Genomic DNA, 21,586 nt, shown 5'->3' with positions numbered 1-21,586 from the left:
CCTTTCAGTGGGTCAGAACCTTGGAGAGGAAGTCGCGGGCGCGCTCGCTGCGCGGATTGGCGAAGAACTCGGTAGGCGGCGCCTGCTCGACCAGTTGGCCGTCGGCCATGAAGACGACCCGGTTGGCGGCGTGCCGGGCGAAGCCCATCTCGTGGGTCACCACGATCATGGTCATGCCCTCGGCGGCGAGGGAGGTCATCACGTCGAGCACCTCACCGACCATCTCGGGGTCGAGCGCGCTCGTCGGCTCGTCGAACAGCATCGCCTTGGGCTGCATCGCCAGCGCGCGGGCGATCGCCGCCCGCTGCTGCTGACCGCCGGAAAGCTGTGCGGGGTACTTGTCGGCCTGGTTGGCGATGCCCACCCGCTGCAGCAGGCCCATCGCCCGCTCGCGTACGGCGGCGGGCTTCTCCTTGCGGACCTTGACCGGGCCCAGCATGACGTTTTCGAGGATCGTCTTGTGGGCGAACAGGTTGAACGACTGGAACACCATGCCGACCTCGCTGCGCAGCCGGGCGAGCGGGCGCCCCTCCGCGGGCAGCACCTGCCCGTCGAAGCGGATCTCGCCCTTGTCGATGGGCTCCAACCGGTTGATGGCCCGGCACAGCGTCGACTTGCCTGAGCCGGACGGACCGATCACCACGACCACTTCGCCGCGGTCGATGGTCAGATCGATGTCGCGGAGCACGTGCAGCGAGCCGAACCACTTGTTGACCTGTGACATGGCGATCAGTGGCTCGCCGTTTGACGTCCCTGCCATATACCCCGCCTTCGAACTGCGTGTGTGCCCGATCGTCGTACCCCGAGGTCACGTACGGGTAACACCATGTACGTCGAGTTCGCTGAGCAGCGTACGGGTTGCCTCCGCAACTTGGGCCACGGCGCGGTCAAAAGCGTCCGTGTTGCGGGCGGAAGGCTTCCGAAAACCCGATATTTTGCGGACGTACTGGAGCGCGGCGGCCTCGATGTCAGCCTGGCTGACCTCGGGGGCGAACGGCGGGCGGAGCGTTTTTATGCTGCGGCACATTCTTCGCCTCCAGGCGCGTGCGGATACGCTGTACAACCGACATGAGTAACATGACCGCGCGAGCCAGCGCCCCCGATCAGCCACGCACCTACCAGGTGCGCACGTACGGCTGCCAGATGAACGCGCACGACTCCGAGCGCATCTCGGGTCTGCTGGAGACCGCCGGGTACGTGCCGGTCACCGGCGACGAGCAGGCCGACGTGGTCGTGTTCAACACCTGCGCGGTACGCGAGAACGCCGACAACCGCCTCTACGGCAACCTCGGCCACCTGCACCCCGTCAAGAAGGCCCACCCGGACATGCAGATCGCCGTCGGCGGCTGCCTGGCACAGAAGGACCGGGGCGAGATCGTCAAGCGCGCGCCGTGGGTGGACGTGGTCTTCGGTACCCACAACATCGGTTCGCTACCCACGCTGCTCGAACGCGCCCGGCACAACGCCGCTGCCGAGGTGGAGATCCTCGAGGCGCTCGAGGTCTTCCCGTCGACCCTGCCGACCCGCCGTGAGTCGACGTACGCCGGCTGGGTGTCGATCTCGGTCGGCTGCAACAACACCTGCACCTTCTGCATCGTGCCGTCGCTGCGCGGCAAGGAGAAGGACCGCCGACCCGGCGAGATCCTGGCCGAGGTCGAGGCCCTGGTGGCCGAGGGCATCCTCGAGGTGACCCTGCTCGGGCAGAACGTCAACACGTACGGCGTCGAGTTCGGCGACCGGTTCGCGTTCGGCAAGCTGCTGCGCTCCTGCGGCGGTATCGAGGGCCTGGAGCGGGTGCGCTTCACCTCGCCGCACCCGGCGGCCTTCACCGACGACGTGATCGCGGCGATGGCCGAGACGCCCAACGTCTGCCACCAGCTGCACATGCCGTTGCAATCGGGCTCGGACCGGGTGCTGAAGGCGATGCGCCGGTCCTACCGCGCCGAGCGCTACCTGGGCATCATCGACCGCGTACGGGCGGCCATGCCGGACGCCGCGATCACCACCGACATCATCGTCGGCTTCCCCGGCGAGACCGAAGAGGACTTCCAGGGCACCCTCGACGTGGTCCGGCAGGCCCGGTTCGCGAGCGCCTTCACGTTCCAGTACTCCAAGCGCCCCGGCACCCCGGCGGCCACGATGGACGAGCAGGTACCCAAGGAGGTCGTCCAGGACCGGTACGACCGGCTGATCGCCTGCCTGGAAGAGATCACCTGGGCCGAGAACAAGAAGCTCGTCGGGCAGACCGTCGAGGTGCTCGTCGCGACGGGGGAGGGGCGCAAGGACGAGGCCACCGGCCGGATGTCCGGGCGGGCCCGCGACGGGCGTCTGGTGCACTTCGCCGCGCCAGCGGCGAACGACCAACTCGGCGTCGGCGCTCCCGATGTGCGGCCCGGTGACATCGTGCACACCACGGTCACGTACGCGGCGCCGCACCACCTCAACGCCGACGGTCCACTGGTCTCCCACCGGCGCACCCGGGCCGGCGACGTCTGGGAGGCCGGCCACGCCGTGCGTACCAAGGGGGTCTCGCTCGGGCTACCCACAGTGGGCGCGCCCGCGCCGGCGAGCACCCCGACCGCCGCGGCCTGCGGCTGCGACTAGCTTCCCCGGTACGTGAGGAGGGCGCCCCCCAACAGGGGCGCCCCAACAGGGCACCCTCCTCAGAGCGCTCAGTCGAGCAGGTGCTCGCGTAGCTTCGCCACCTCGGCGTCGCTGATGCCGACCCGCCGCACGTACGCCTCGACCGAGCCGTGTCGTCCGCGCAACTCGGTCAGGAAGAGGTGCATCGCCTCCTGCGGGCAGGGGTTGATGGCCCAGGCCGGCGCGTGGCCGTCCTCTTCGGGCTGGCCGGCGGCCAGCCGGCGCCGCCACTCGCGGAAGCGCCGCTCGGACTCCGCGCTGAGCGCGTAGTCGGTCGCGATGTCCTCGTCGTCGACGCCGAGCAGGCTCAGGACGAGCGCCGCAAGCACCCCGGTCCGGTCCTTGCCGGCTGCACAGTGGAACACCAGCGGCGCCGCGTCGGCGTCGGCGACCGCGCGCAGCGACGAGGCGATGGCGTTCCTGCCGGTCAGGCCGCCTTCGGCCATCTCGGCGTAGCGGTCAGCCAGGTATCGGGGCATGTCGTCCGGCCTCAGTGAGTGCTGCGGCCAGAGGTCGGCGTGGAAGTTGAGGTGGCGGTAGTCGAGCCCGATCGACTCCGCCACCCGGCCGTCGGCCTCCAGCTCATCGGGGCGCCGCAGGTCGAGCACCGTGCGAATGCCGAGCGCGGCGAAGTCCTCGAAGTCGTCCCCGGTCAGCCGGTGCAGCCCGTCGGAGCGGTACAGCCGCCCCCAGCAGACCATGCGACCCTCGGCCGCAGGGTAGCCGCCGAGGTCGCGGAAGTTGAAGACGGTCGAGAACGGGACGTGGCGTTCGACGATGGTCACGGTTTCCGACCGTACCTCGCGTCCGGTCAGCCGCTGTGCTCGGCGAGCGCCAGGAACTTCCGCTTGGCCTCCAGCGCCTGTTGGGCCTCGCGGATCCGCCGGGCGTCGCCGGCCGCCTGGGCCTTGGCGAGCCGCTGTTCCGCCTCGGCGACCTGCTCGCGCATCTGCGCCAGCAGCGGGCTCTCCTCGGGTGCGGTCCGGCGCCAGGCGGCGTCCATGGCGTGCTTCACCCGGTCCTCGATGGCGCGTAGCCGCCGGTCCAGGCCGGCCGCCGCGTCGCGCGGAACCCGACCGATGTCGTGCCATTGGCCCTGGATCTCCCGCAGCTTGGCCTGCGCCGCCCGCGGATCGGCATCGACGTCGATCGCCTCGGCCTGGGCCAGGAGTTCCTGCTTGCGATCGAGGTGACCCTTCAGCTCCGCGTCACGGGCGGAGAAGACCTCGCTGCGGCGGCTGAAGAAGGTGTCCTGGGCGGCCCGGAACCTCTCCCACAGCTTCTGCTCGGCCTCCTTGGAGGCGCGCGGCGCCGCCTTCCACTCGCTCATGAGCTCCTTGAGCCGCGTGGCGGTGGCGTTCCACTCGGTCGAATCGGCCAGGCTCTCCGCCTCGGCGACCAGCTCATCCTTGCGGCCCTGCGCCTGCTTGCGGGACGCGTCGAGGACGGCGAAGTGGGCGCCGCGGCGACGGGTGAACCCGTCTCTGGCGGCGGCGTACCGCTTCCAGAGCTCACCGTCGGTCTTCTTGTCGACGCCGTGGATCGTCTTCCACTCGTCGAGGATCTCCTTGAGCCGGTCGCCGGCAGCCTTCCAGCCGGTCGCCTCGGCCGCGATCTTCTCGGCCTCCTCGACCAGGGCGGTCTTGCGCGCGGCGGCCTCCACGCGGGCCGCGTCACGGGCCGCCCGCGCCGCGCCCGCCTTCTCCTCGGCGATCGTGGCGAGCTTGTCGAGGCGCGCGGCGAGCCCGTCGACGTCCCCGATGACGTGGGCGGTGTCCAGGCTGCCGCGCAGGCGGCGGATGGTGCTCAGGGAATGGGCCGCGTCGGCGGTGCCACTTCCGAGGCGGGCCTCGATCAGGTCCACTTCGGTGACCAGGTCGGCGAAGCGCCGGGCGAAGTGGGCCAGCCCCTCCTCGGGGGTGCCGGCCTGCCACGACCCGACGACGCGTTCACCCGCCGCGGTCTTCAGGTACACGGTGCCGTCCGCGTCGATTCGACCGAAGGTCGTCGGCTCGCTCATGGTGCCCATCCTCGTCTTCCCGGCGTTCGCAGGGTTCGGCTAACCCCCGATATCGCCGCCAGTGCACAGCAGTGTTCGTTCACTCAGGGCATCATTCTCACAGGTCCGACCCCATCCGCGTCGAGCGGCCGCAGCCGAACCGTGACCTTGCTGTCGAGTTGCCGTCGCTGGGGTTTCGCCCAGTGCGGCACGGACCGGGTTAAGCCACCCGATACCGTTTTCGGCGTGCCCCTCGTTGCCGCCGTCTGCCCGAACCCGACGCTCCCAATCCCCGGTTTCGCCACCGGTGTCACCGAAATCAACGTTTTGCCGACCGCGCACGACGACACCGTGACGCGGTCGTGGACGACCCGCCAGCGGTTGGTGACGCACGGCGACGGTCACCGGATATGGGAGTCGTCGTCACCGTACCGCGCCCGGTGCGTCTTGGGGGGGTTGCCGGCCACATGTTTCGGGGTGGGCCGGTCATGACGGAGCTGCCAGGACCCGTGATCGCCGTGGTCGGCCCCACCGCGGCCGGCAAGTCGGCGCTGAGCCTCGCGCTCGCCCACTCCCGCGGTGCGGAGGTGGTCAACGCCGACTCGATGCAGCTGTACCGGGGCATGGACATCGGAACGGCCAAGCTCACTCCGGACGAACGGGAGAACGTCCCACACCACGTACTCGACATCTGGGACGTCACCGAGCCGGCCAGCGTCGCGGTCTACCAGCGGCTGGCCCGCGCCGCCATCGACGACATCCTGGCCCGCGGCCGGGTACCGCTGCTGGTGGGCGGTTCGGGGCTGTACGTACGCGCGGTGCTCGAAGAGTTCGAGTTCCCGGGCACCGACCCGGCGCTGCGCGCCGAGTTGGAGGCCGAACTCGCCGCGCTCGGCCCCGAGGCGCTGCATGCCCGGCTCACCACGCTGGACCCGGTCGCGGCGGAGCGCATCCTTCCCACCAACGGCCGGCGCATCGTGCGCGCCCTGGAGGTGATCGCGCTGACCGGGGAGCCGTTCGCCGCCGCGCTGCCGGAGCAGCCCCGGCCGTGCTACCGCTCCCTGCAGCTCGGGGTGGACCTCGATGCGGGGCTGCTCGACGAGCGGATCGCCACCCGGGTCGACCACATGTGGGCGGCGGGCCTGGTCAACGAGGTCCGCCACCTCGAAACTCGCGGCCTGCGAGACGGGCTCACCGCCAGCCGGGCGCTCGGCTACCAGCAGGTCCTGCGCTTCCTGGCGGGTGGGTGCACCGAGGAGGAGGCGCACGCGGAGACGATCAGGGCCACCCGGCGCTTCGTGCGCCGCCAGCGGTCCTGGTTCCGGCGTGATTCCCGGGTCAGTTGGTTGGACGCCGCCGCCCCGGACTTCGTCCAGAATGCTCGCGGCGCAGCGGAAGCCTTCCTCACGATGTCATGATGTCGAGGTGTTACTCGACGGCACCACGGTGACCTACGCCAAGGGGCACGGCACCGGCAACGACTTCGTGATCCTTCCCGACCTTGACGGAACGCTGCCGCTCACACCGAGGCTGGTCGCGGCGCTGTGTGACCGGCGCCGCGGCATCGGCGCCGACGGCGTGCTGCGTGTGGTCCGGACCGACGCCCACCCGGACGCCGCGCGCTACGCCGGCGCGGCCGAGTGGTTCATGGACTACTGGAACGCCGACGGCACGTTCGCCGAGATGTGCGGCAACGGCGTGCGGGTGTACTCGCGGTACCTGGTCGAGGCGGGCTTCGCCGACGGCGGCGAGCTGACGGTGGCCACCCGCGCCGGCGTCGTCCGCGTCGTGGTCACTCCCGCTGAGATCTCCGCGGGCCTGTCCAAACCCCGCGTGTACGGGCAGAGCGTGGCGAGGGTGGCGGGGTACCGCTACCTCGGTGAGGCCGTCGATGTGGGAAACCCGCACCTGGTCTGCCGGGTGTCCGACACCCAGGAGCTGGCTGGGCTCGACCTGACCACGTCGCCGGAGTTCAGCGACGCGGACTTCCCCACCGGCGTGAACGTCGAGTTCTCCGCGCCGGGCGTCCCGCTGCCCGGGGTGGACGCGCACGTACGCATGCGCGTCTACGAGCGCGGCTCGGGGGAGACGCTGTCGTGCGGCTCGGGTGCCTGCGCCGTCGCGGCGGTGGCCCTGGCCGACGTGGGGCTTTCCACCGGCCGGGTGGCCGTGGACGTGCCGGGCGGCCGTCTGACCATCACGCTCGACGAGGAAACGTGCTGGCTGGCCGGGCCGGCGGTGATCGTGGCGACCGGAGCGGTCGCCCCCGAGGCGCTCGACGTGCGGTTACCGCGCTCGAACGCCCGCAAGGACGTCGAGGCGGCGAAGGCCGGGGCCGCGTAACAGCGACGCGACGGGGGCGGGCCGCGCGGCCCGCCCCCGCACGGTCAGGACAGCTCCGGGTCCGGCAGGACGGGCGTCTCGTCGAAGGCGCCTCCGGGGGTGTCGCTCGTCACGCCGCCCCGGAACCCGGTGGCCGCGTACGCCTCGCTCTTGGCGACGGCGCGCACGGCGGCCGCGACCGCCGGCGCCACCCGCGGGTCGAACACGCTGGGCACGATGACGCTGGCGTTGAGCTTGTCCGCGCCGACCGTGTCTGCGATCGCCCGCGCCGCCGCGAGCGCCATGTCATCGGTGTACCCGCGCGCCTGCGCGTCGAGCATCCCGCGGAACACGCCGGGGAACGCCAGCACGTTGTTGATCTGGTTCGGCTGGTCGGAGCGGCCGGTGGCCACGATCGCCGCGTGCTCGCGGGCCGCCCGGGGGTCCACCTCGGGGTCGGGGTTGGCGAGGGCGAAAACGATCGACTTGGGCGCCATCGTGGCGATATCGTCGCCGGTGAGCAGGTTGGGAGCGCTCACCCCGATGAACACGTCGGCGCCCCGGATCGCGCCGCGCAGGTCGCCGGCGTAGTTGTCCCGGTTGGTGTGGTCGGCTAACCACTGCCAGGACGGGCTGAGGCCGGGCATGCCCCGGTAGAGGGCGCCGGGGCGGTCGGTGGCGATCAGGTCGCCCACTCCCTGGCGGAGCAGCAGTTTCATGATGGCGGTGCCCGCAGCACCCGAGCCGGAGACCACCACGCGGACATCGGCTAACTGCTTGCCGACCACCCGAAGCGCGTTGGTGAGCGCGGCGAGCACACAGATCGCCGTACCGTGCTGGTCGTCGTGGAAGACCGGGATGTCGAGCATCTCCCGCAGCCGAGCCTCGATCTCGAAGCAGCGCGGGGCGGCGATGTCCTCCAGGTTGATCCCGCCGTACGCCGGCGCGATCGCCTTCACGATGTTGACGATCTCGTCGGTGTCCTGGGTGTCCAGGACGACCGGCCACGCGTCGACCCCGGCGAACCGCTTGAACAGGGCCGCCTTGCCCTCCATGACGGGCAGTGCGGCGGCCGGGCCGAGGTTGCCCAGCCCGAGGACGGCCGAACCGTCCGTGACGACCGCCACGGTGTTGCGCTTGATCGTCAGGCGGCGGGCGTCGTCGGGGTTCTCGGCGATCGCCAGGCAGACCCGGGCGACCCCAGGCGTGTACGCGCGGGACAGTTCGTCGCGCGTACGCAGGGCAACCTTCGACTGGACCTCGATCTTGCCGCCGAGGTGGAGGAGGAACGTACGGTCGGAGACTTTGCGGACCTCGACCCCGTCCAACGCTTCCAGGCCGGCAACGACCTGGTCGGCGTGGGCGGCATCGGCGGTGTCGCAGGTGAGGTCGGCGATGATGCAGGTGTGGTCGGAGTCGACCACGTCGAGCGCGGTGACAACGGCACCCGCCTCGCCGACGGCTGTGGTGAGGCGGCCGATCGCGGAAGAGTCCGCGGTCACGGCCACTCGGATGGTGATGGAAAACCCGGCGCTGGGAAGACGACGTGCGGTCACGGCGTTCTATTTTGAGGCCACCCGGAACGGCCGCAGCGCCCGCCCCGCCCATATTCGTAATTATCTTGTCGGGTACAGGGGTATTGAGACACCACGGCCGGCCGACAATGCAGGTGCGCCTCCTGCGACGACATGACACGATCGGAAGCGATGCGAGAACGAAACCTGGAATCCGCGTACGACCTCGACCTCGAACTCAAGCTGGACGGGGAGTTCGACGATGCCACGACGGGCGAGTTGGAACTCGAGGAGCGCCACGCCCTGCGGCGGGTCGCCGGCCTGTCCACGGAGCTGTCGGACATCACCGAGGTCGAGTACCGGCAGCTTCGGCTGGAGCGGGTCGTCCTCGTCGGGGTCTGGACCGAAGGCACCGCCGCGGACGCCGACAACAGCCTGACCGAGCTGGCGGCGCTGGCCGAGACGGCCGGCTCCGAGGTGCTCGACGGGCTGATCCAGCGCCGTGGCCGGCCCGACCCGTCCACCTACATCGGTAGTGGCAAGGTCGCCGACCTGCGTGATGTCGTCGTCGCGACCGGCGCCGACACCGTGATCTGTGACGGTGAGCTGTCCCCGTCCCAGCTGCGCAATCTCGAAGAAAAGGTCAAGGTCAAGGTCATCGACCGGACCGCGCTGATCCTGGACATCTTCGCCCAGCACGCCAAGAGCAAAGAGGGTAAGGCCCAGGTCGAGCTGGCCCAGCTGCAGTACCTCATGCCCCGCCTGCGCGGTTGGGGTGAGGCGATGAGCCGGCAGGCCGGTGGCTCCGCCAGCGGCAACGGTGGCGTGGGTCTGCGTGGTCCCGGTGAGACCAAGCTGGAGACCGACCGCCGGCGCATCCGTACCCGCATCTCAAAGCTCAAGCGGGAGATTACGGGCATGGCGACGATCCGTGAGACCAAGCGGGCCGGGCGCCGTGAGCGCCGGGTGCCGAGCGTCGCGATCGCCGGCTACACCAACGCCGGTAAGTCCAGCCTGATCAACCGCCTGACCGGGGCCGGATTGCTGGTGGAGAACGCCCTGTTCGCCACCCTGGACACCACAACCCGGCGGGCCCGGGCCGCCGACGGCCGGGTCTACACGATCTCCGACACCGTCGGGTTCGTCCGCCACCTGCCGCACCAGCTCGTCGAGGCGTTCCGCTCGACGCTGGAGGAGGTGTCCGAGGCCGACCTCGTCCTGCACGTGGTCGACGCGAGCCACCCCGACCCCGAAGAGCAGGTGCGCGCGGTGCGCGAGGTGCTCGCGGAGGTGGGCGCCGACACGGTGGCCGAACTGCTGGTCGTCAACAAGATCGACGCGGCTGACGAGGAGACGCTCCTGCGGCTCAAGCGGGAGTGGCCGGAGGCGATCTTCGTGTCCGCCCGCAGGGGTGCCGGCCTGGCCGACGTCCGGGCGGCGATCGAGGACCGGCTGCCCTGGCCGGCGATCGAGCTGCACGCGTGCGTGCCGTACGACCGTGGCGACCTGGTGGCGCGCGTCCACTCGACGGGCGAGGTGCTGGGCACCGAGCACACGAGCGATGGCACGGTCATGCACGTACGGGTGCCCGAGTCGCTCGCGGCGGAGTTGGCTCCGTACTCGCTTGTAAGCGGGCCCACGGCAGGCCACGCCGCATAGTCGGCACGGCCAACCCCCGAATCGGCGTTCTCTCTGCAAGACTGTTGCGATGCGACGATTGGGCCTGCTGATCACCGGGGTAGGGGTTGCCGTCTTAGGTTCGGCGACTCCGGCTCTCGCCGAGCCCAGCCCTGCGGCGGCCGGTCCAGGTTCAGCCGAGACGGTTTGTACCCTCAATGACAGCCAACTAACGGGCTTGTCCGGACTGACCGCGAAGTCCGACGGCGGCTACGTGGTCGTCAACACCAGTCCGAACCAGGCGAACCCGGTGCGGGTCTACTACCTGGACAGCAAGTGCAAGGTGACCCGTACGGTGTCCTACCCGGCGAGCCCCCGCGACCCGGAGGACCTGGCGGTCGCCTCGGACGGCACGGTGTGGGTGGCCGACACCGGCGACCCGTCGACCAACAAGGCCGACCGGCGGGCGACCATCGCGCTGTGGAAGGTGCCGGCCGGTGGCGGCACCCCGATCATCCACCGCCTCAGCTACCCGGACGGCGCGCATGACGCCCGGGCGCTGCTGTTCGGCCCGGACGACGTCCCGATCATCGTCACCAAGGAGGCGGGCGGGACCGCGCAGATCTATGAGCCCAGCGCACCGCTGCAGCCCCGCACGGCGCAGGGTGTGCCGCTCAAGAACGTCGGCTCCTGGCAGCCGAAGCGCACCGGAACCGCCAACTTCCTCGGTGCCGCCGGTCAGATCCTGGTGACCGGTGCGGCCCAGTCGCCCGACCGGAAGCGGGTCGTGCTGCGCACCTACTCCGACGCGTACGAGTGGGACGTTCCCGACGGTGACGTCGTCAAGGCGATCACCACCGGCAAACCGCGGATCACGCCGCTGACCGGTGAGGCGCAGGGCGAGGGGATCGCCTACACCGCGGACGGCAAATCGTTCTTGACCTGCGCGAGTCAGAACGGCCCGAGCAAGATCTTGCGTTACCAGCCCGTGTCCGCGGCCGCTGCGCAGGTGCCCGCGGCGGCGGGTAGTACGGGCAACAAGGCCGATAACCGTCCCTGGTACCAGAAGCTATCCCTGCCGCAGATCATCAACATCGTCGCCGGCGTCGGTGTGCTCGGCCTCGTGCTGGTCGTGGCGGGTGTGATCGGCATCCGGCGGTCCCGCAAGGCGCGGCGAAACGCGGTCGACGAGGGCCCGTCGAGCCAGCCCGGTAAGGGCGCTCAGGCGAGCGTGTCGGGTACGGGTGGTCAGGCTGGCGTGCCGGGTAAGGGCAGCGGCGGCCAAGGCCCGGCGCCGGCCGGGGCGCCCGTCCCCGCCGATCCCCGGTCACCGGGTCGGGCCACTATCGCGCCGCACGCGGAGCAGCAGCGGCAGGGTCGGGCCACGGCCGCGCCCGCCGACGGTCGGCGGCCGGGTCGTGCGACCGTCGCGCCGCACGCGGAGCAGCAGCGGCAGGGCCGTGGCGCGGTGCCGCCGGCGAGCCCGCAGCGCGGCGGGCCGGCACAGCCTGGCCGCGGCGGTGGAGGTGGTGGCGGGAACGTCTACGGTGGCGGCCGTCCGCAGTCGGGGTACGACCAGCGTGGCGGGCGTCAGGAGTACGCCCAGCCCGGATACCGCCCAGAGTACGACGGCGACGGCCGTTACTTCTCTGAACGCATCTAGACCTTCCGAACGGGGTGGTGGCACAGTCCACCACCCCGTTCGTTTTGCGGTCAGATCCGGCGCATGACCGTGACGACGCGGCCCAGGATGGTGGCGTCGTCGCCGGGGATCGGGTCGAAGGCCGGGTTGTGCGGGATCAGCCATACGTGACCGTCGCGGTTGCGATAGGTCTTGACGGTCGCCTCACCGTCGAGCATCGCCGCGACGATCTCGCCGTTGTTGGCCGTCGGCTGCTGGCGCACGACGACCCAGTCGCCGTCGCAGATGGCCGCGTCGAGCATCGAGTCACCCTTGACCTGAAGCAGGAACAGGGTGCCCTCTCCGACGAGTTCGCGGGGGAGCGGGAAGACGTCCTCGACGGCCTGCTCGGCGAGGATCGGGCCACCGGCCGCGATGCGACCGAGCATCGGCACGTACGCCGGCGCCGGTCGGGCCGCCCGGGCGGCCTCCTCCTGGTCTGCGACCAGTTCGCTCGGTGGGCGCACGTCGACGGCGCGCGGGCGGTTGGGGTCGCGGCGCAGGTAGCCCTTCCGCTCCAGCTCCTTCAGCTGGTAAGCGACGCTGGAGGGGGAGACCAGGCCCACCGCCTCGCCGATTTCACGCACACTCGGCGGGTATCCGTTGCGTTCGACGGCTCCCCGGATGAACTCCAGGATCCGCCGCTGGCGCTGAGTTAGGTCATCCGCGGCGACGTCCGGAAACGCGGTGACGACCGCCTTGACAGGGCGGATCTCAGGTTGGCCACCGCGCTGGCGGCCCGAGCCGGCGCGGCGGGTCGCGGGGCGGCCGGCACGTGGAGCCGACGGGGCCGCGGCGGGGCGGCTGTCGGTGGGCGTGTGCTCGGGCTCAGGGCCCCGGCCGTCGGCTGGGAGCGCATTCGCGGGGTCGTCGGTGGCCACGTCCATCCTCCCTTGTCGCATCGGTCCGCCCGGGTGGGGGCCCGGGTCCGTGATGCGTGATCGATTCGCGGATTGACCGTAGCGTCACGGCCGGACAGTTTCAAACATCTGTACTAGTCCGCCGGCGTGTCGTGGCGCGACGCTCGACACGGGGTGGCCATCTCTGGTATCTCATCGTACATCTGTGCGATAGAACGCCCGTACGAAGGGAGGGGTCGCCGCTCCGGATCGCCCCGACATGGTGCCATCGCGCGCGGCTTGCAGCGACCGATTGTGCTTACGAGCGTTAGACACGCGACAGACGATGTGACGCGCCGCGGACATGGGCGAGTTGACTTGCGAATGATCGGTGCACGCCCTAACGTCAACCCCCAGATGTAGTAGTTACATGGGTGTAAGACGTCCACAGGTTGGGGTCGGTCGCCCACAGTTCATCCACACGTTATGCACAGTGATGCCCCCAGGCGGGTAGGTGTCGCTGTGCTCAGCGTGTCCATGACATGCACGAGAGGCCGAGACGATGCGCTGCCCGTACTGCCGGCACCCGGACTCCCGGGTCGTCGACTCGCGTGAGGCTGACGACGGTCAGTTGATCAGGCGGCGCCGTTCGTGTCCGGAGTGCGGCCGCCGGTTCACCACCGTCGAGGAGGCGGTGCTCGCGGTGGTCAAGCGCAGCGGGGTCACGGAGCCGTTCAGCCGTTCGAAGATCATTTCGGGCGTACGCAAGGCGTGCCAGGGTCGGCCGGTCGACGACGACGCCCTCGCCGTGCTGGCGCAGCGGGTCGAGGAGGCCGTCCGCGCCCGGGGCGCCGCCGAGGTGCCCAGCCACGAGGTGGGCCTGGCGATCCTCGGGCCGCTGCGCGAACTGGACGAGGTGGCGTACCTGAGGTTTGCGAGCGTCTACCGCTCGTTCGACTGCCTGGGGGACTTCGAGCGCGAGATCGTCGCGCTGCGGGCCGACCGGCAGGAGCGGGCGTCGGGGCGTGAGGTCGCGTCAGCCGCGAGCGGCTGACGCGACGGGCGCCGACCGCGGCGGCGCTCACCCGCTCATGCGGGCGAGGACAGCGGAAGTGTCAGGGACGACGGATATAACGCGGGCGGGACAGATTCCGCGCCGACGGAGAGAGCATTGAAGATGGTGGGGGAAGGCATGACAGAGGCAGTACGCACGTCATCGGGCAAGGCGCGCGGGGGGAACGGTGCGCGTGCCAACGGCACCGCCAAGGCCGCCGCGGCCCGGGGACTGCGCGTCGAGCGGGTGTGGACGACCGAGGGGGTCCACCCGTACGACGAGGTGACCTGGGAGCGCCGCGACGTCGTCATGACGAACTGGCGTGACGGCTCGATCAACTTCGAGCAGCGCGGCGTGGAGTTCCCCGCCTTCTGGAGCGTCAACGCGGCGAACATCGTCACCACCAAGTACTTCCGTGGGGCCGTGGGGACGCCGCAGCGGGAGACGTCGCTCAAGCAGCTCATCGACCGGGTCGTGAAGACCTACCGCGCCGCCGGTGAGGAGCACGGCTACTTCGCCAGCCGCGAGGACGCCAACATCTTCGAACTCGAGCTGACCTGGATGCTGCTGCACCAGGTGTTCAGCTTCAACTCGCCGGTGTGGTTCAACGTCGGCACCGCCTCGCCGCAGCAGGTCAGCGCCTGCTTCATCCTGTCGGTCGACGACTCGATGGATTCGATCCTCGACTGGTACAAGGAAGAGGGTCTGATCTTCAAGGGTGGCTCCGGCTCGGGCGTCAACCTGTCGCGCATCCGGTCCTCCAAGGAGCTGCTCTCGTCCGGCGGCACCGCCTCCGGCCCGGTGAGCTTCATGCGCGGTGCCGACGCCAGCGCCGGCACGATCAAGTCCGGTGGCGCCACCCGTCGCGCCGCGAAGATGGTCATCCTTGACGTCGACCACCCCGACATCCAGGAGTTCGTCCAGACGAAGGCGCGCGAAGAGGACAAGATCCGCGCGCTGCGCGACGCCGGCTTCGACATGGACCTGGGCGGCAACGACATCGTCAGCGTCCAGTACCAGAACGCGAACAACTCGGTCCGTGTCTCCGACGAGTTCATGCGCGCGGTCGAGACGGGCGGCACGTTCGGCCTGCGCGGGCGCCTGGACGGCCGCACCATCGAGACGGTCGACGCCAAGGAGCTGTTCCACGCGATCGGCCAGGCGGCGTGGGAGTGCGCCGACCCCGGTCTGCAGTACGACGACACGATCAACGACTGGCACACCTGCCCGGAGACCGGCCGGATCACCGCGTCGAACCCGTGCAGCGAGTACCTGCACCTGGACAACTCGTCCTGCAACCTCGCCAGCCTCAACCTGATGAAGTTCCTGCGCGAGGACGGCTCCTTCGAGGTCGAGAAGTTCGTCAAGTCGGTGGAGTTCGTCATCACCGCGATGGACATCTCCATCTGCTTCGCTGACTTCCCGACCGAGAAGATCGGTGAGACCACCCGCGCCTACCGCCAGCTCGGCATCGGGTACGCGAACCTCGGCGCCCTGCTGATGGCCAGTGGCCTGGCGTACGACTCCGACGCCGGCCGGTCCGTGGCCGCGGCGATCACGAGCCTGATGACCGGCACCGCCTACCGCCGCTCGGCGGAGGTCGCCGGTGTGGTCGGCGCGTACGACGGGTACGCCCGCAACGCCAAGCCGCACAAGCGCGTCATGCGCAAGCACGCGGCCGCCAACGACGCGATCCGGCCGCTCGGCAAGGTCGACACCGTGATCGTGGACGAGGCCGCGAAGCAGTGGCAGGCGTGCCTCGCGATCGGCGAGAAGAACGGCTGGCGGAACTCGCAGGCCAGCGTGCTCGCCCCCACCGGCACGATCGGCCTGATGATGGACTGCGACACCACCGGTGTTGAGCCCGACCTGGCGCTGGTCAAGTTCAAGAAGCTGGTCGGCGGCGGCTCGATGCAGATCGTCAACCAGACCGTGCCGCGGGCCCTGCGCACCCTGGGCTACCAGGAGGAGCAGGTCGAGGCGGTCGTCGAGTACATCTCCGAGCACGGCCACGTCGTCGACGCGCCGGGGCTGCGCCCCGAGCACTACGGCGTGTTCGACTGCGCCATGGGCGAGCGGGCGATCGCTCCCATAGGCCACGTGCGGATGATGGCGGCGATCCAGCCCTTCATCTCCGGCGCGATCTCCAAGACGGTCAACATGCCGGCGTCGGCGACCGTCGAAGAGGTCGAGAAGATCTACTTCGAGGGCTGGAAGCTCGGCCTCAAGGCGCTCGCGATCTACCGCGACAACTGCAAGGTCGGCCAGCCGCTGTCCAACGCCAAGCCGGCGAAGAAGGAAGAGGCCGTCGCCGTCGCCGAGCAGGCGCCCGCGGTGGAGAAGGTCATCGAGTACCGGCCGGTGCGCAAGCGGCTGCCGAAGAAGCGGCCCAGCGAGACCGTCTCGTTCTCGGTCGGTGGCGCCGAGGGTTACCTCACCGCGTCGTCCTACCCGGACGACGGCCTCGGCGAGGTCTTCCTCAAGATGTCGAAGCAGGGCTCGACGCTCGCCGGTGTGATGGACGCCTTCTCGGTGGCCCTGTCGATCGGCCTGCAGTACGGCGTGCCGCTGGAGACCTACGTCAGCAAGTTCACCAACATGCGGTTCGAGCCGGCCGGTATGACCGACGACCCGGACATCCGCATGGCCTCCTCGGTGGTCGACTACATCTTCCGCCGGCTGGCGCTGGACTTCCTGCCGTACGAGCAGCGGGCCGAGCTGGGCATCCTGACCGCCGCGGAGCGGGCCGCCCAGCTGCGCGAGGAGAACGGCGAGGTGTCGGTCGACCTGACCGCGATGGCCTCGTCGGCCCCGGTGGAGGGCACGGTCGTGGAGAAGCCGGCCGCTGCGGCGCCGGCCAAGGAGGAGGTCCCGGCGCCGGCTCCGGCCAAGGTCGCGCACTCCTCGACCGAGCTGCTGGAGGTGGTGCAGGGCATGGCGGCCGACGCGCCGCTCTGCTTCACCTGCGGCACGAAGATGCGGCGCGCCGGTAGCTGCTACGTCTGCGAGGGCTGCGGCTCGACCAGCGGCTGCAGCTGAACATGGGAAGTTACTGCATGTCTCCCATGAGTAGTTTTTAGAGGTGCTCAGGGTTTGACATATCCATAGCTGGGGCCCAACGACGGATGCCTCCCACCCGATCGGGTGGGAGGCATCCGTCGTTGGAAGCGGACGTTCTTTTGGGGAGGGGTGGGGATGGGCGTGTCAGTGGTCATCGTCCAGCCCGACCCATCGGGCCGCCGCCCGCTGGGGCAGCAATGTGTGGAATCTGCCAAGCAGGCCCGAATCGTTCGCAGTTCTAGTGTTCGGATCAACGGTGAGGTGGCCCGTGGCGACTCTGGACAAAAGAAAGAGGGGAGTGGCCCTGGTGGGCGACTCCCCTGCTTTAGACGTCGAGCGTCTGCTGCTCTGCATGAAAGCATAACACCCCGTGACGTCTCCGACCTCGCGTCTGGCTGCAAGCCTGGCCACAGATCCCCACGCCGCGCACGTTGGGGCTCGCCTCCTGGTTCGTAACTAACGACATCACCAAGCCTCCCCGACAGTACGGTTCCTTCCTTTTCGCGATCACTGCAAAGGACCCCACCGCGGCTGCTCGCGCCGCCGGTACTCTTGTGCAGCGTCTGCAGGCTCGTGCCGCTTACGCCCGCGGCGGATCCGGATCCCGGCTCGAGCCGGTCGGTCAGGTGTGGATCGCAGGCCATCCAGCACTGCCGGTGGCACCACCGGCACGCGGTGTCGATGTGCTCTCTCTGATTCGGGAGAGGACGATGTACTCCACGTCCAGCCATGACCTGCTCGACGACGCGCTGGAGATGGCGGCACCGCTGAACGCCGGACCACCGGCTCCAGCGGTTTCCGGCGGATGGTCAGCGATCGAGTCCTTGCTGTCGCAGGCATCCGACACCGCAGAGGGGAGGCCGGGCCGCGTCGTCGCGGCTGACCGGCTGGCCGCGATCGTCACTTGCTCGTGGCCACGCGCCGAGCTGACGGCACTGTCATACCGGCACAAGCCTGTTGTGCCCGACGCCCTGAGCAACCTATTGGAGGGTCTTCACAAGAACCTCGACCGTTGCCGAGCGGTCGCTGATGCACTCAGCGCTGGGCAGGCCCTCACCATTCGCGATCCGAGTGATGCGGCGGCAGCCCTGCGCATGTCCGCTGTGCTGGCCAACCCCTATAAGGAACTCGCCGACGTGCGGGCAGTCTTTGAGTCGGTCCTGCGCCGGCTATACCGCCAACGCAACATCGTCGTTCACGGTGCACGACTGCGTCGATCGGCATGGACGCAACTCTGCGCACCGTCGCGCCGCTGGTTGGCGCTGGTCTCGACCGGCTCGTGCACGCAAAGCTCTCCTCGAACGTCGGACCACTTGAACTCGCTGCACGCGCCGCCAACTCGTTGGAACTCGTCGGAGACGACATCGGTCCCACCGTGGTCACCATGCTGGAGTAGCTGGTTCGCCCGTGGACAGGTCCCCGTGCTCTTCATGCGGCTCCCACGTGGTCTTCATGACCGGAAGGTGCCCCGCGTAGGGCATCAGCACACGTCTGCCGCCCTGTCGCGGTCGCGCCTTGAGCGAAGACTACTTTAAGTAATATCACCGTCGCTCCGAGTGGCGTAATTCCACGGTTGACTGTCACATCTGGATGGTGGCGACGGCCTCCTGGCGGCCACGGTTGGCCCCAATGCCGGCCTCGTTGCCGATGCGCCTATATGTCATTCGTACTAAGTGGACAAGCCGTTAGTGCCATATCCCACATCATCCGAACGGTTACCGAAGTCCGCCCATATGGCAAACTCGGCTGGTATGGCGACACGAAGGCACGAACAAGACAAAGTAGACAAAAGCGATTCACCGCCTCGTGTCGTCACGCTCGCGCAGGTCGCCCGGACCGCGTTGGGGGAGTTCGCGGAGCTCACCGGGCTCGCCCCGGAGGCCATGACCGGAGCGCGGCCCGACGGTGACGGATGGTCATTCCTCGTCGACGTGACGGAGCTGGAGCGCATCCCCGCGACCAGCAGCGTCATGGCTACCTATCGGGTCGACGCCGACCGGCTCGGCCACATCACCTCGTACGAGCGACTGCGTCGCTTCTCACGGAACGCCACCGATGCCTCATGAACGTGGAACCACGAAGCAAGTACGCCACCTCGTCGTCGCGCTTCGGCGGCGGGCAGCGGTCGTCGGACTCCCTCGCGGACATCCTCGAACGCGTCCTCGACCGGGGCGTGGTGATCGTCGGGGACATCGTCGTCGGTGTCGCGAACGTGGAACTGCTGACTTTGAAGGTACGGCTCCTCGTCGCCTCGGTGGACACCGCCAAGGAGATGGGCATCGACTGGTGGATGAACGACCCCTCACTCAGCTCGAAAGCGGCCAGGGAGCGCGACGCACTGGAGGCCGAGAACCGGGACCTTCGCGCCCGCCTCGACACGCTGGAGCGCAGCCTCGGTCAGGGGGAGCCGTCGTGACCCCCGAACGCGCCCTCTACCTGTACGCCGCCGTGCCGGGTGACACCGCCGTCGACGCCCTTCGCGGTGTCGGCGACGGACCGGTCGAAGTACTCACGGCGGACGGCCTCGGCCTCGCCGTCAGCGACGTGGCGACGGCCGACCTGGCGGCGGTCGTCGCCGAGTCCGCCGACCCACGCCTGGTCGGGGCCCTCGCGCAGCGCCACGACGCCGTGGTCCGGGCCGTCGCCGCGTCCGGCGGTGCCACGCTTCCGTTTCGGCTCGGCACCGTCGTGACGGACCGGCAGGCGGCCAGGCGTTTCCTGACCGCCCGGGTGGCCGCGCTTCGTGCCCAGCTCGCGCGGGTTGCCGGCTGCGACGAGTGGGGGGTCACGGTCTGCGAGGACGGCGACCCTCATGCCGAAGCCGAGCCGGCTGACGCATCGACCGCTGAATCCGGCACCGCGTACCTCCTGCGGCGACGCCAGCACTTCGACCGGCTCGAGCAGCGCCGCCGCGCGGCGCTCGAGCTGGTGGCTTGGACCGAGGGGGCGTTGGGCGAGACGGCCCGCGACACCGTGCCTGGAAAGCGGCAGGACGCTCTCCTGCTCGACCGCGCCTACCTGGTGCGCCGGGACGAGCAGCCACGCTTCGTGGAAGCGCTGGACCGCTGCGGCGACCGGCTGGCGGTCGACGGCCTGGCGCTTCGCGTGACCGGGCCCTGGCCGCCGTACTCCTTCGTGGACCTCACGGTGACCGCCGATGAGTGAGCTGCCCGCGCACGGCGTCGGCACCAACGACCTCGTGGACCTGCTCGACCGGGTTATCGACCGGGGCGCGGTCGTCGTCGGCGACATCGTCATCGGGCTCGCCGGCATCGACCTGATCCGCCTCGACGCCCGGCTGCTGCTGGCAGCGGTGGACACGCTGGCGGACGGTGGAGAAGGCCGATGAACACGCCCCTGCGGTTCGACATCGACCCGGAGGACGCCGGGCGCGGGCTCGGCCGGCTCGTGATCGCCCTCCTGGAGATCGTCCGTCAGCTACTCGAACGCCAGGCGTTGCGGCGCGTGGACGCCGGCTCGCTGACCGACGACGAGATCGAGCGACTTGGCCGGGCCCTGCTGGCGCTCGACCAGCGCTTCACCGAACTCCGCGAGATCTTCGACATCTCCGCGGACGACATCCGACTGTCCAACACCGACCTCGACCGGCTGGCGGTGACCGAACCGCCACCGCCGGCTGAGAAGGGTTGACCCCAACCGAAAGAGGTGGCAGCGATCAGTTCGTATTCAGGAGTAACGCGCGCTCCGCGACCCAGCGGCCTGGCGGACGTACTCGAACTCATCCTCGACAAGGGCATCGTCATCGACGCGTACGTGCTCGTTTCCCTCGTCGGTATCGAATTGTTGACGATCGACGCCCGCATCGTCATCGCGAGCGTCGACACCTACCTGCGCTTCGCCGAGGCGGTCAACCGGCTGGACCTGCAGCCGGAAGGGCAGGTCACCGGCCTTCCCGGCCTGGTGCAGGGGATCTCCAGGGGAGTGAACGAGGGGGCCGCGAAGCACCGGACGAAAGGCGTGTTGAGCGGGGTGAAGGAGACGCTCAGCGACGCCGCCGACGCGTTCCTGAACGGTGAGGACGACGACCGCCGGCGCGCACCCTCGGGTCGGCGAGCGCCCAGCCGGCGCACCGGACGGGAGGAGGACTAGATGGCTGTTCAGGTCTACGGCCTCGTACGCGCGGAGCACCCCGATCCGCCCGCCGCGGTCCGTCTCGTCCGGTCCGGGCCGGTCGCGGCAGCCGTGAGCGACCTCGCGGACACCGAGCTGCACGAGACGGACGCCATCGCGTACCTCGACGTGCTCACCGCCCTGCTGCGCGACGGCCCGGTGCTGCCGGTCCGGTTCGGCACCGTGGCGCCGGACGAGGCCGCCGTACGCGAGGAGATCCTCGATCCGGACGCCGATCTGGTGGCCGGCCGCCTCGCTGAGCTGGACGGGTTGGTCGAGGTCAGGCTGGAGGTGTCCGCCGACGAGGAGGCCGAGATCCGGGAGGTACTCGCCGCCGCGCCGCGCCTGCGTGACCTGATGGAGCAGGGCCGCCGCAACGGCCAGAGCTTGGATCTCCGTATCGGAATAGGTGAGGAGATCAGCCACGCGCTGGACGCTCGCCGCAGTGAACTCAGCGACCGGATCGTGGAGGTCCTCGCCCCGCTCGCGGCGTCGCACGTCGTCTCGCTGCCCGATGACGTCACGCAGGCGAGCTTCGCCTTCCTGGTCCGTGCCGATCGGCTGGCGGACTTCGACGACCTCGTCGAGCAGGTGCGGGCCGATCTCGGCGAGAACTACGGGATCGAGTACGCGGGACCACTTCCGGCCTTCGACTTCATCGCCGGCGAGCTGCCGCAGCCGGAAGCCGGTACGGGGCGGTGGAGCTGGTGACGACGGTGCGAGCGA

Annotated in this window: 21 protein-coding genes; 15 read left to right on the top strand and 6 right to left on the bottom strand. The window is 69.6% G+C overall.

Features of this window, described 5'->3' with window-relative positions; translation table 11 throughout:
* Positions 1-4: 4 nt before the first annotated feature.
* Entirely contained in the window at positions 5-760 is a 756-nt protein-coding gene (locus tag HC028_RS05700; protein ID WP_168073658.1) for an amino acid ABC transporter ATP-binding protein, read from the bottom strand.
* Between the two features lie 48 nt (positions 761-808).
* Positions 809-1,027 carry a DUF2277 domain-containing protein gene (locus tag HC028_RS05695; RefSeq protein WP_168073656.1) on the bottom strand — a complete coding sequence of 73 codons (219 nt, stop codon included), beginning with the start codon at positions 1,025-1,027 and terminating at the stop codon, positions 809-811.
* Between the two features lie 50 nt (positions 1,028-1,077).
* Here HC028_RS05695 and miaB point away from each other — a divergent pair, with 50 nt between their 5' ends.
* A complete protein-coding gene (gene miaB, locus HC028_RS05690) occupies positions 1,078-2,604 on the top strand; it encodes a tRNA (N6-isopentenyl adenosine(37)-C2)-methylthiotransferase MiaB (protein WP_168074198.1) in 1,527 nt (508 codons plus the stop codon).
* 68 nt (positions 2,605-2,672) lie between these two features.
* Here the strand turns inward: miaB and HC028_RS05685 are convergent, their stop codons facing one another.
* Positions 2,673-3,428, bottom strand: a complete 756-nt coding sequence (locus tag HC028_RS05685; RefSeq protein WP_239075363.1) for a tyrosine-protein phosphatase — start codon at positions 3,426-3,428, stop codon at positions 2,673-2,675.
* Between the two features lie 26 nt (positions 3,429-3,454).
* Positions 3,455-4,663, bottom strand: a complete 1,209-nt coding sequence (locus HC028_RS05680) for a DUF349 domain-containing protein (RefSeq protein WP_168073654.1) — start codon at positions 4,661-4,663, stop codon at positions 3,455-3,457.
* 467 nt (positions 4,664-5,130) lie between these two features.
* Here HC028_RS05680 and miaA point away from each other — a divergent pair, with 467 nt between their 5' ends.
* A complete protein-coding gene (gene miaA, locus HC028_RS05675) occupies positions 5,131-6,060 on the top strand; it encodes a tRNA (adenosine(37)-N6)-dimethylallyltransferase MiaA (RefSeq protein ID WP_239075362.1) in 930 nt (309 codons plus the stop codon).
* Positions 6,061-6,088: 28 nt separating this feature from the next.
* Entirely contained in the window at positions 6,089-6,985 is an 897-nt protein-coding gene (gene dapF / locus HC028_RS05670; protein ID WP_168074196.1) for a diaminopimelate epimerase, read from the top strand.
* 44 nt (positions 6,986-7,029) lie between these two features.
* On the opposite strand, the gene HC028_RS05665 is transcribed toward dapF, so the two are convergent.
* Positions 7,030-8,520: an NAD-dependent malic enzyme gene (locus HC028_RS05665; RefSeq protein ID WP_168073650.1), complete on the bottom strand. Its 1,491-nt coding sequence runs from the start codon at positions 8,518-8,520 to the stop codon at positions 7,030-7,032.
* Between the two features lie 150 nt (positions 8,521-8,670).
* Between HC028_RS05665 and hflX the strand changes: the two genes are divergently transcribed.
* Together hflX and HC028_RS05655 are read left to right on the top strand one after the other, a co-directional pair.
* On the top strand, positions 8,671-10,137 hold the full coding sequence (gene hflX / locus HC028_RS05660) for a GTPase HflX (protein WP_239075361.1): 1,467 nt from the start codon (positions 8,671-8,673) through the stop codon (positions 10,135-10,137).
* 196 nt (positions 10,138-10,333) lie between these two features.
* On the top strand, positions 10,334-11,758 hold the full coding sequence (locus tag HC028_RS05655) for an esterase-like activity of phytase family protein (protein ID WP_168073646.1): 1,425 nt from the start codon (positions 10,334-10,336) through the stop codon (positions 11,756-11,758).
* A gap of 50 nt (positions 11,759-11,808) precedes the next feature.
* Here HC028_RS05655 and lexA read toward each other — a convergent pair whose 3' ends face one another.
* Positions 11,809-12,489: a transcriptional repressor LexA gene (gene lexA, locus HC028_RS05650; RefSeq protein ID WP_239075371.1), complete on the bottom strand. Its 681-nt coding sequence runs from the start codon at positions 12,487-12,489 to the stop codon at positions 11,809-11,811.
* Positions 12,490-13,177: 688 nt separating this feature from the next.
* Here lexA and nrdR point away from each other — a divergent pair.
* The 10 genes from nrdR (at position 13,178) to HC028_RS05600 (ending at position 21,571) form a co-directional block, all read left to right on the top strand.
* Positions 13,178-13,669, top strand: coding sequence for a transcriptional regulator NrdR (gene nrdR, locus HC028_RS05645; RefSeq protein ID WP_168073642.1), 492 nt, complete (start codon positions 13,178-13,180; stop codon positions 13,667-13,669).
* Positions 13,670-13,792: 123 nt separating this feature from the next.
* A complete protein-coding gene (locus HC028_RS05640; protein WP_239075370.1) occupies positions 13,793-16,708 on the top strand; it encodes a vitamin B12-dependent ribonucleotide reductase in 2,916 nt (971 codons plus the stop codon).
* Positions 16,709-17,951: 1,243 nt separating this feature from the next.
* On the top strand, positions 17,952-18,125 hold the full coding sequence (locus HC028_RS05635; RefSeq protein ID WP_168073638.1) for a hypothetical protein: 174 nt from the start codon (positions 17,952-17,954) through the stop codon (positions 18,123-18,125).
* A gap of 355 nt (positions 18,126-18,480) precedes the next feature.
* On the top strand, positions 18,481-18,795 hold the full coding sequence (gvpO, locus tag HC028_RS05630; protein ID WP_168073636.1) for a gas vesicle protein GvpO: 315 nt from the start codon (positions 18,481-18,483) through the stop codon (positions 18,793-18,795).
* Complete coding sequence (gene gvpJ, locus HC028_RS05625) at positions 18,792-19,145, top strand: gas vesicle protein GvpJ (RefSeq protein WP_168073634.1); 354 nt, start codon at positions 18,792-18,794, stop codon at positions 19,143-19,145. The genes gvpO and gvpJ overlap by 4 nt, the downstream gene beginning before the upstream one ends.
* Positions 19,142-19,894, top strand: coding sequence for a GvpL/GvpF family gas vesicle protein (locus HC028_RS05620; RefSeq protein WP_168073632.1), 753 nt, complete (start codon positions 19,142-19,144; stop codon positions 19,892-19,894). Before gvpJ ends, HC028_RS05620 begins: the two co-directional genes overlap by 4 nt.
* On the top strand, positions 19,887-20,078 hold the full coding sequence (locus HC028_RS05615) for a gas vesicle protein (protein ID WP_168073630.1): 192 nt from the start codon (positions 19,887-19,889) through the stop codon (positions 20,076-20,078). Before HC028_RS05620 ends, HC028_RS05615 begins: the two co-directional genes overlap by 8 nt.
* Positions 20,075-20,380 carry a gas vesicle protein K gene (locus HC028_RS05610; RefSeq protein ID WP_168073628.1) on the top strand — a complete coding sequence of 102 codons (306 nt, stop codon included), beginning with the start codon at positions 20,075-20,077 and terminating at the stop codon, positions 20,378-20,380. Before HC028_RS05615 ends, HC028_RS05610 begins: the two co-directional genes overlap by 4 nt.
* Before the next feature lie 15 nt (positions 20,381-20,395).
* The gene (locus HC028_RS05605; protein WP_203981192.1) at positions 20,396-20,839 is read left to right on the top strand and encodes a gas vesicle structural protein GvpA; all 444 of its coding nucleotides are present in this window, start codon (positions 20,396-20,398) and stop codon (positions 20,837-20,839) included.
* Positions 20,840-21,571, top strand: coding sequence for a GvpL/GvpF family gas vesicle protein (locus tag HC028_RS05600; protein ID WP_168073627.1), 732 nt, complete (start codon positions 20,840-20,842; stop codon positions 21,569-21,571).
* Positions 21,572-21,586 lie beyond the last annotated feature (15 nt).

Source organism: Planosporangium flavigriseum (assembly GCF_011947225.1).
Taxonomy (GTDB): Bacteria; Actinomycetota; Actinomycetes; order Mycobacteriales; family Micromonosporaceae; genus Planosporangium; species Planosporangium flavigriseum.
The sequence above is the reverse complement of the archived record's forward strand: the minus strand, read 5'-3'. Positions and strand labels throughout refer to the sequence as shown.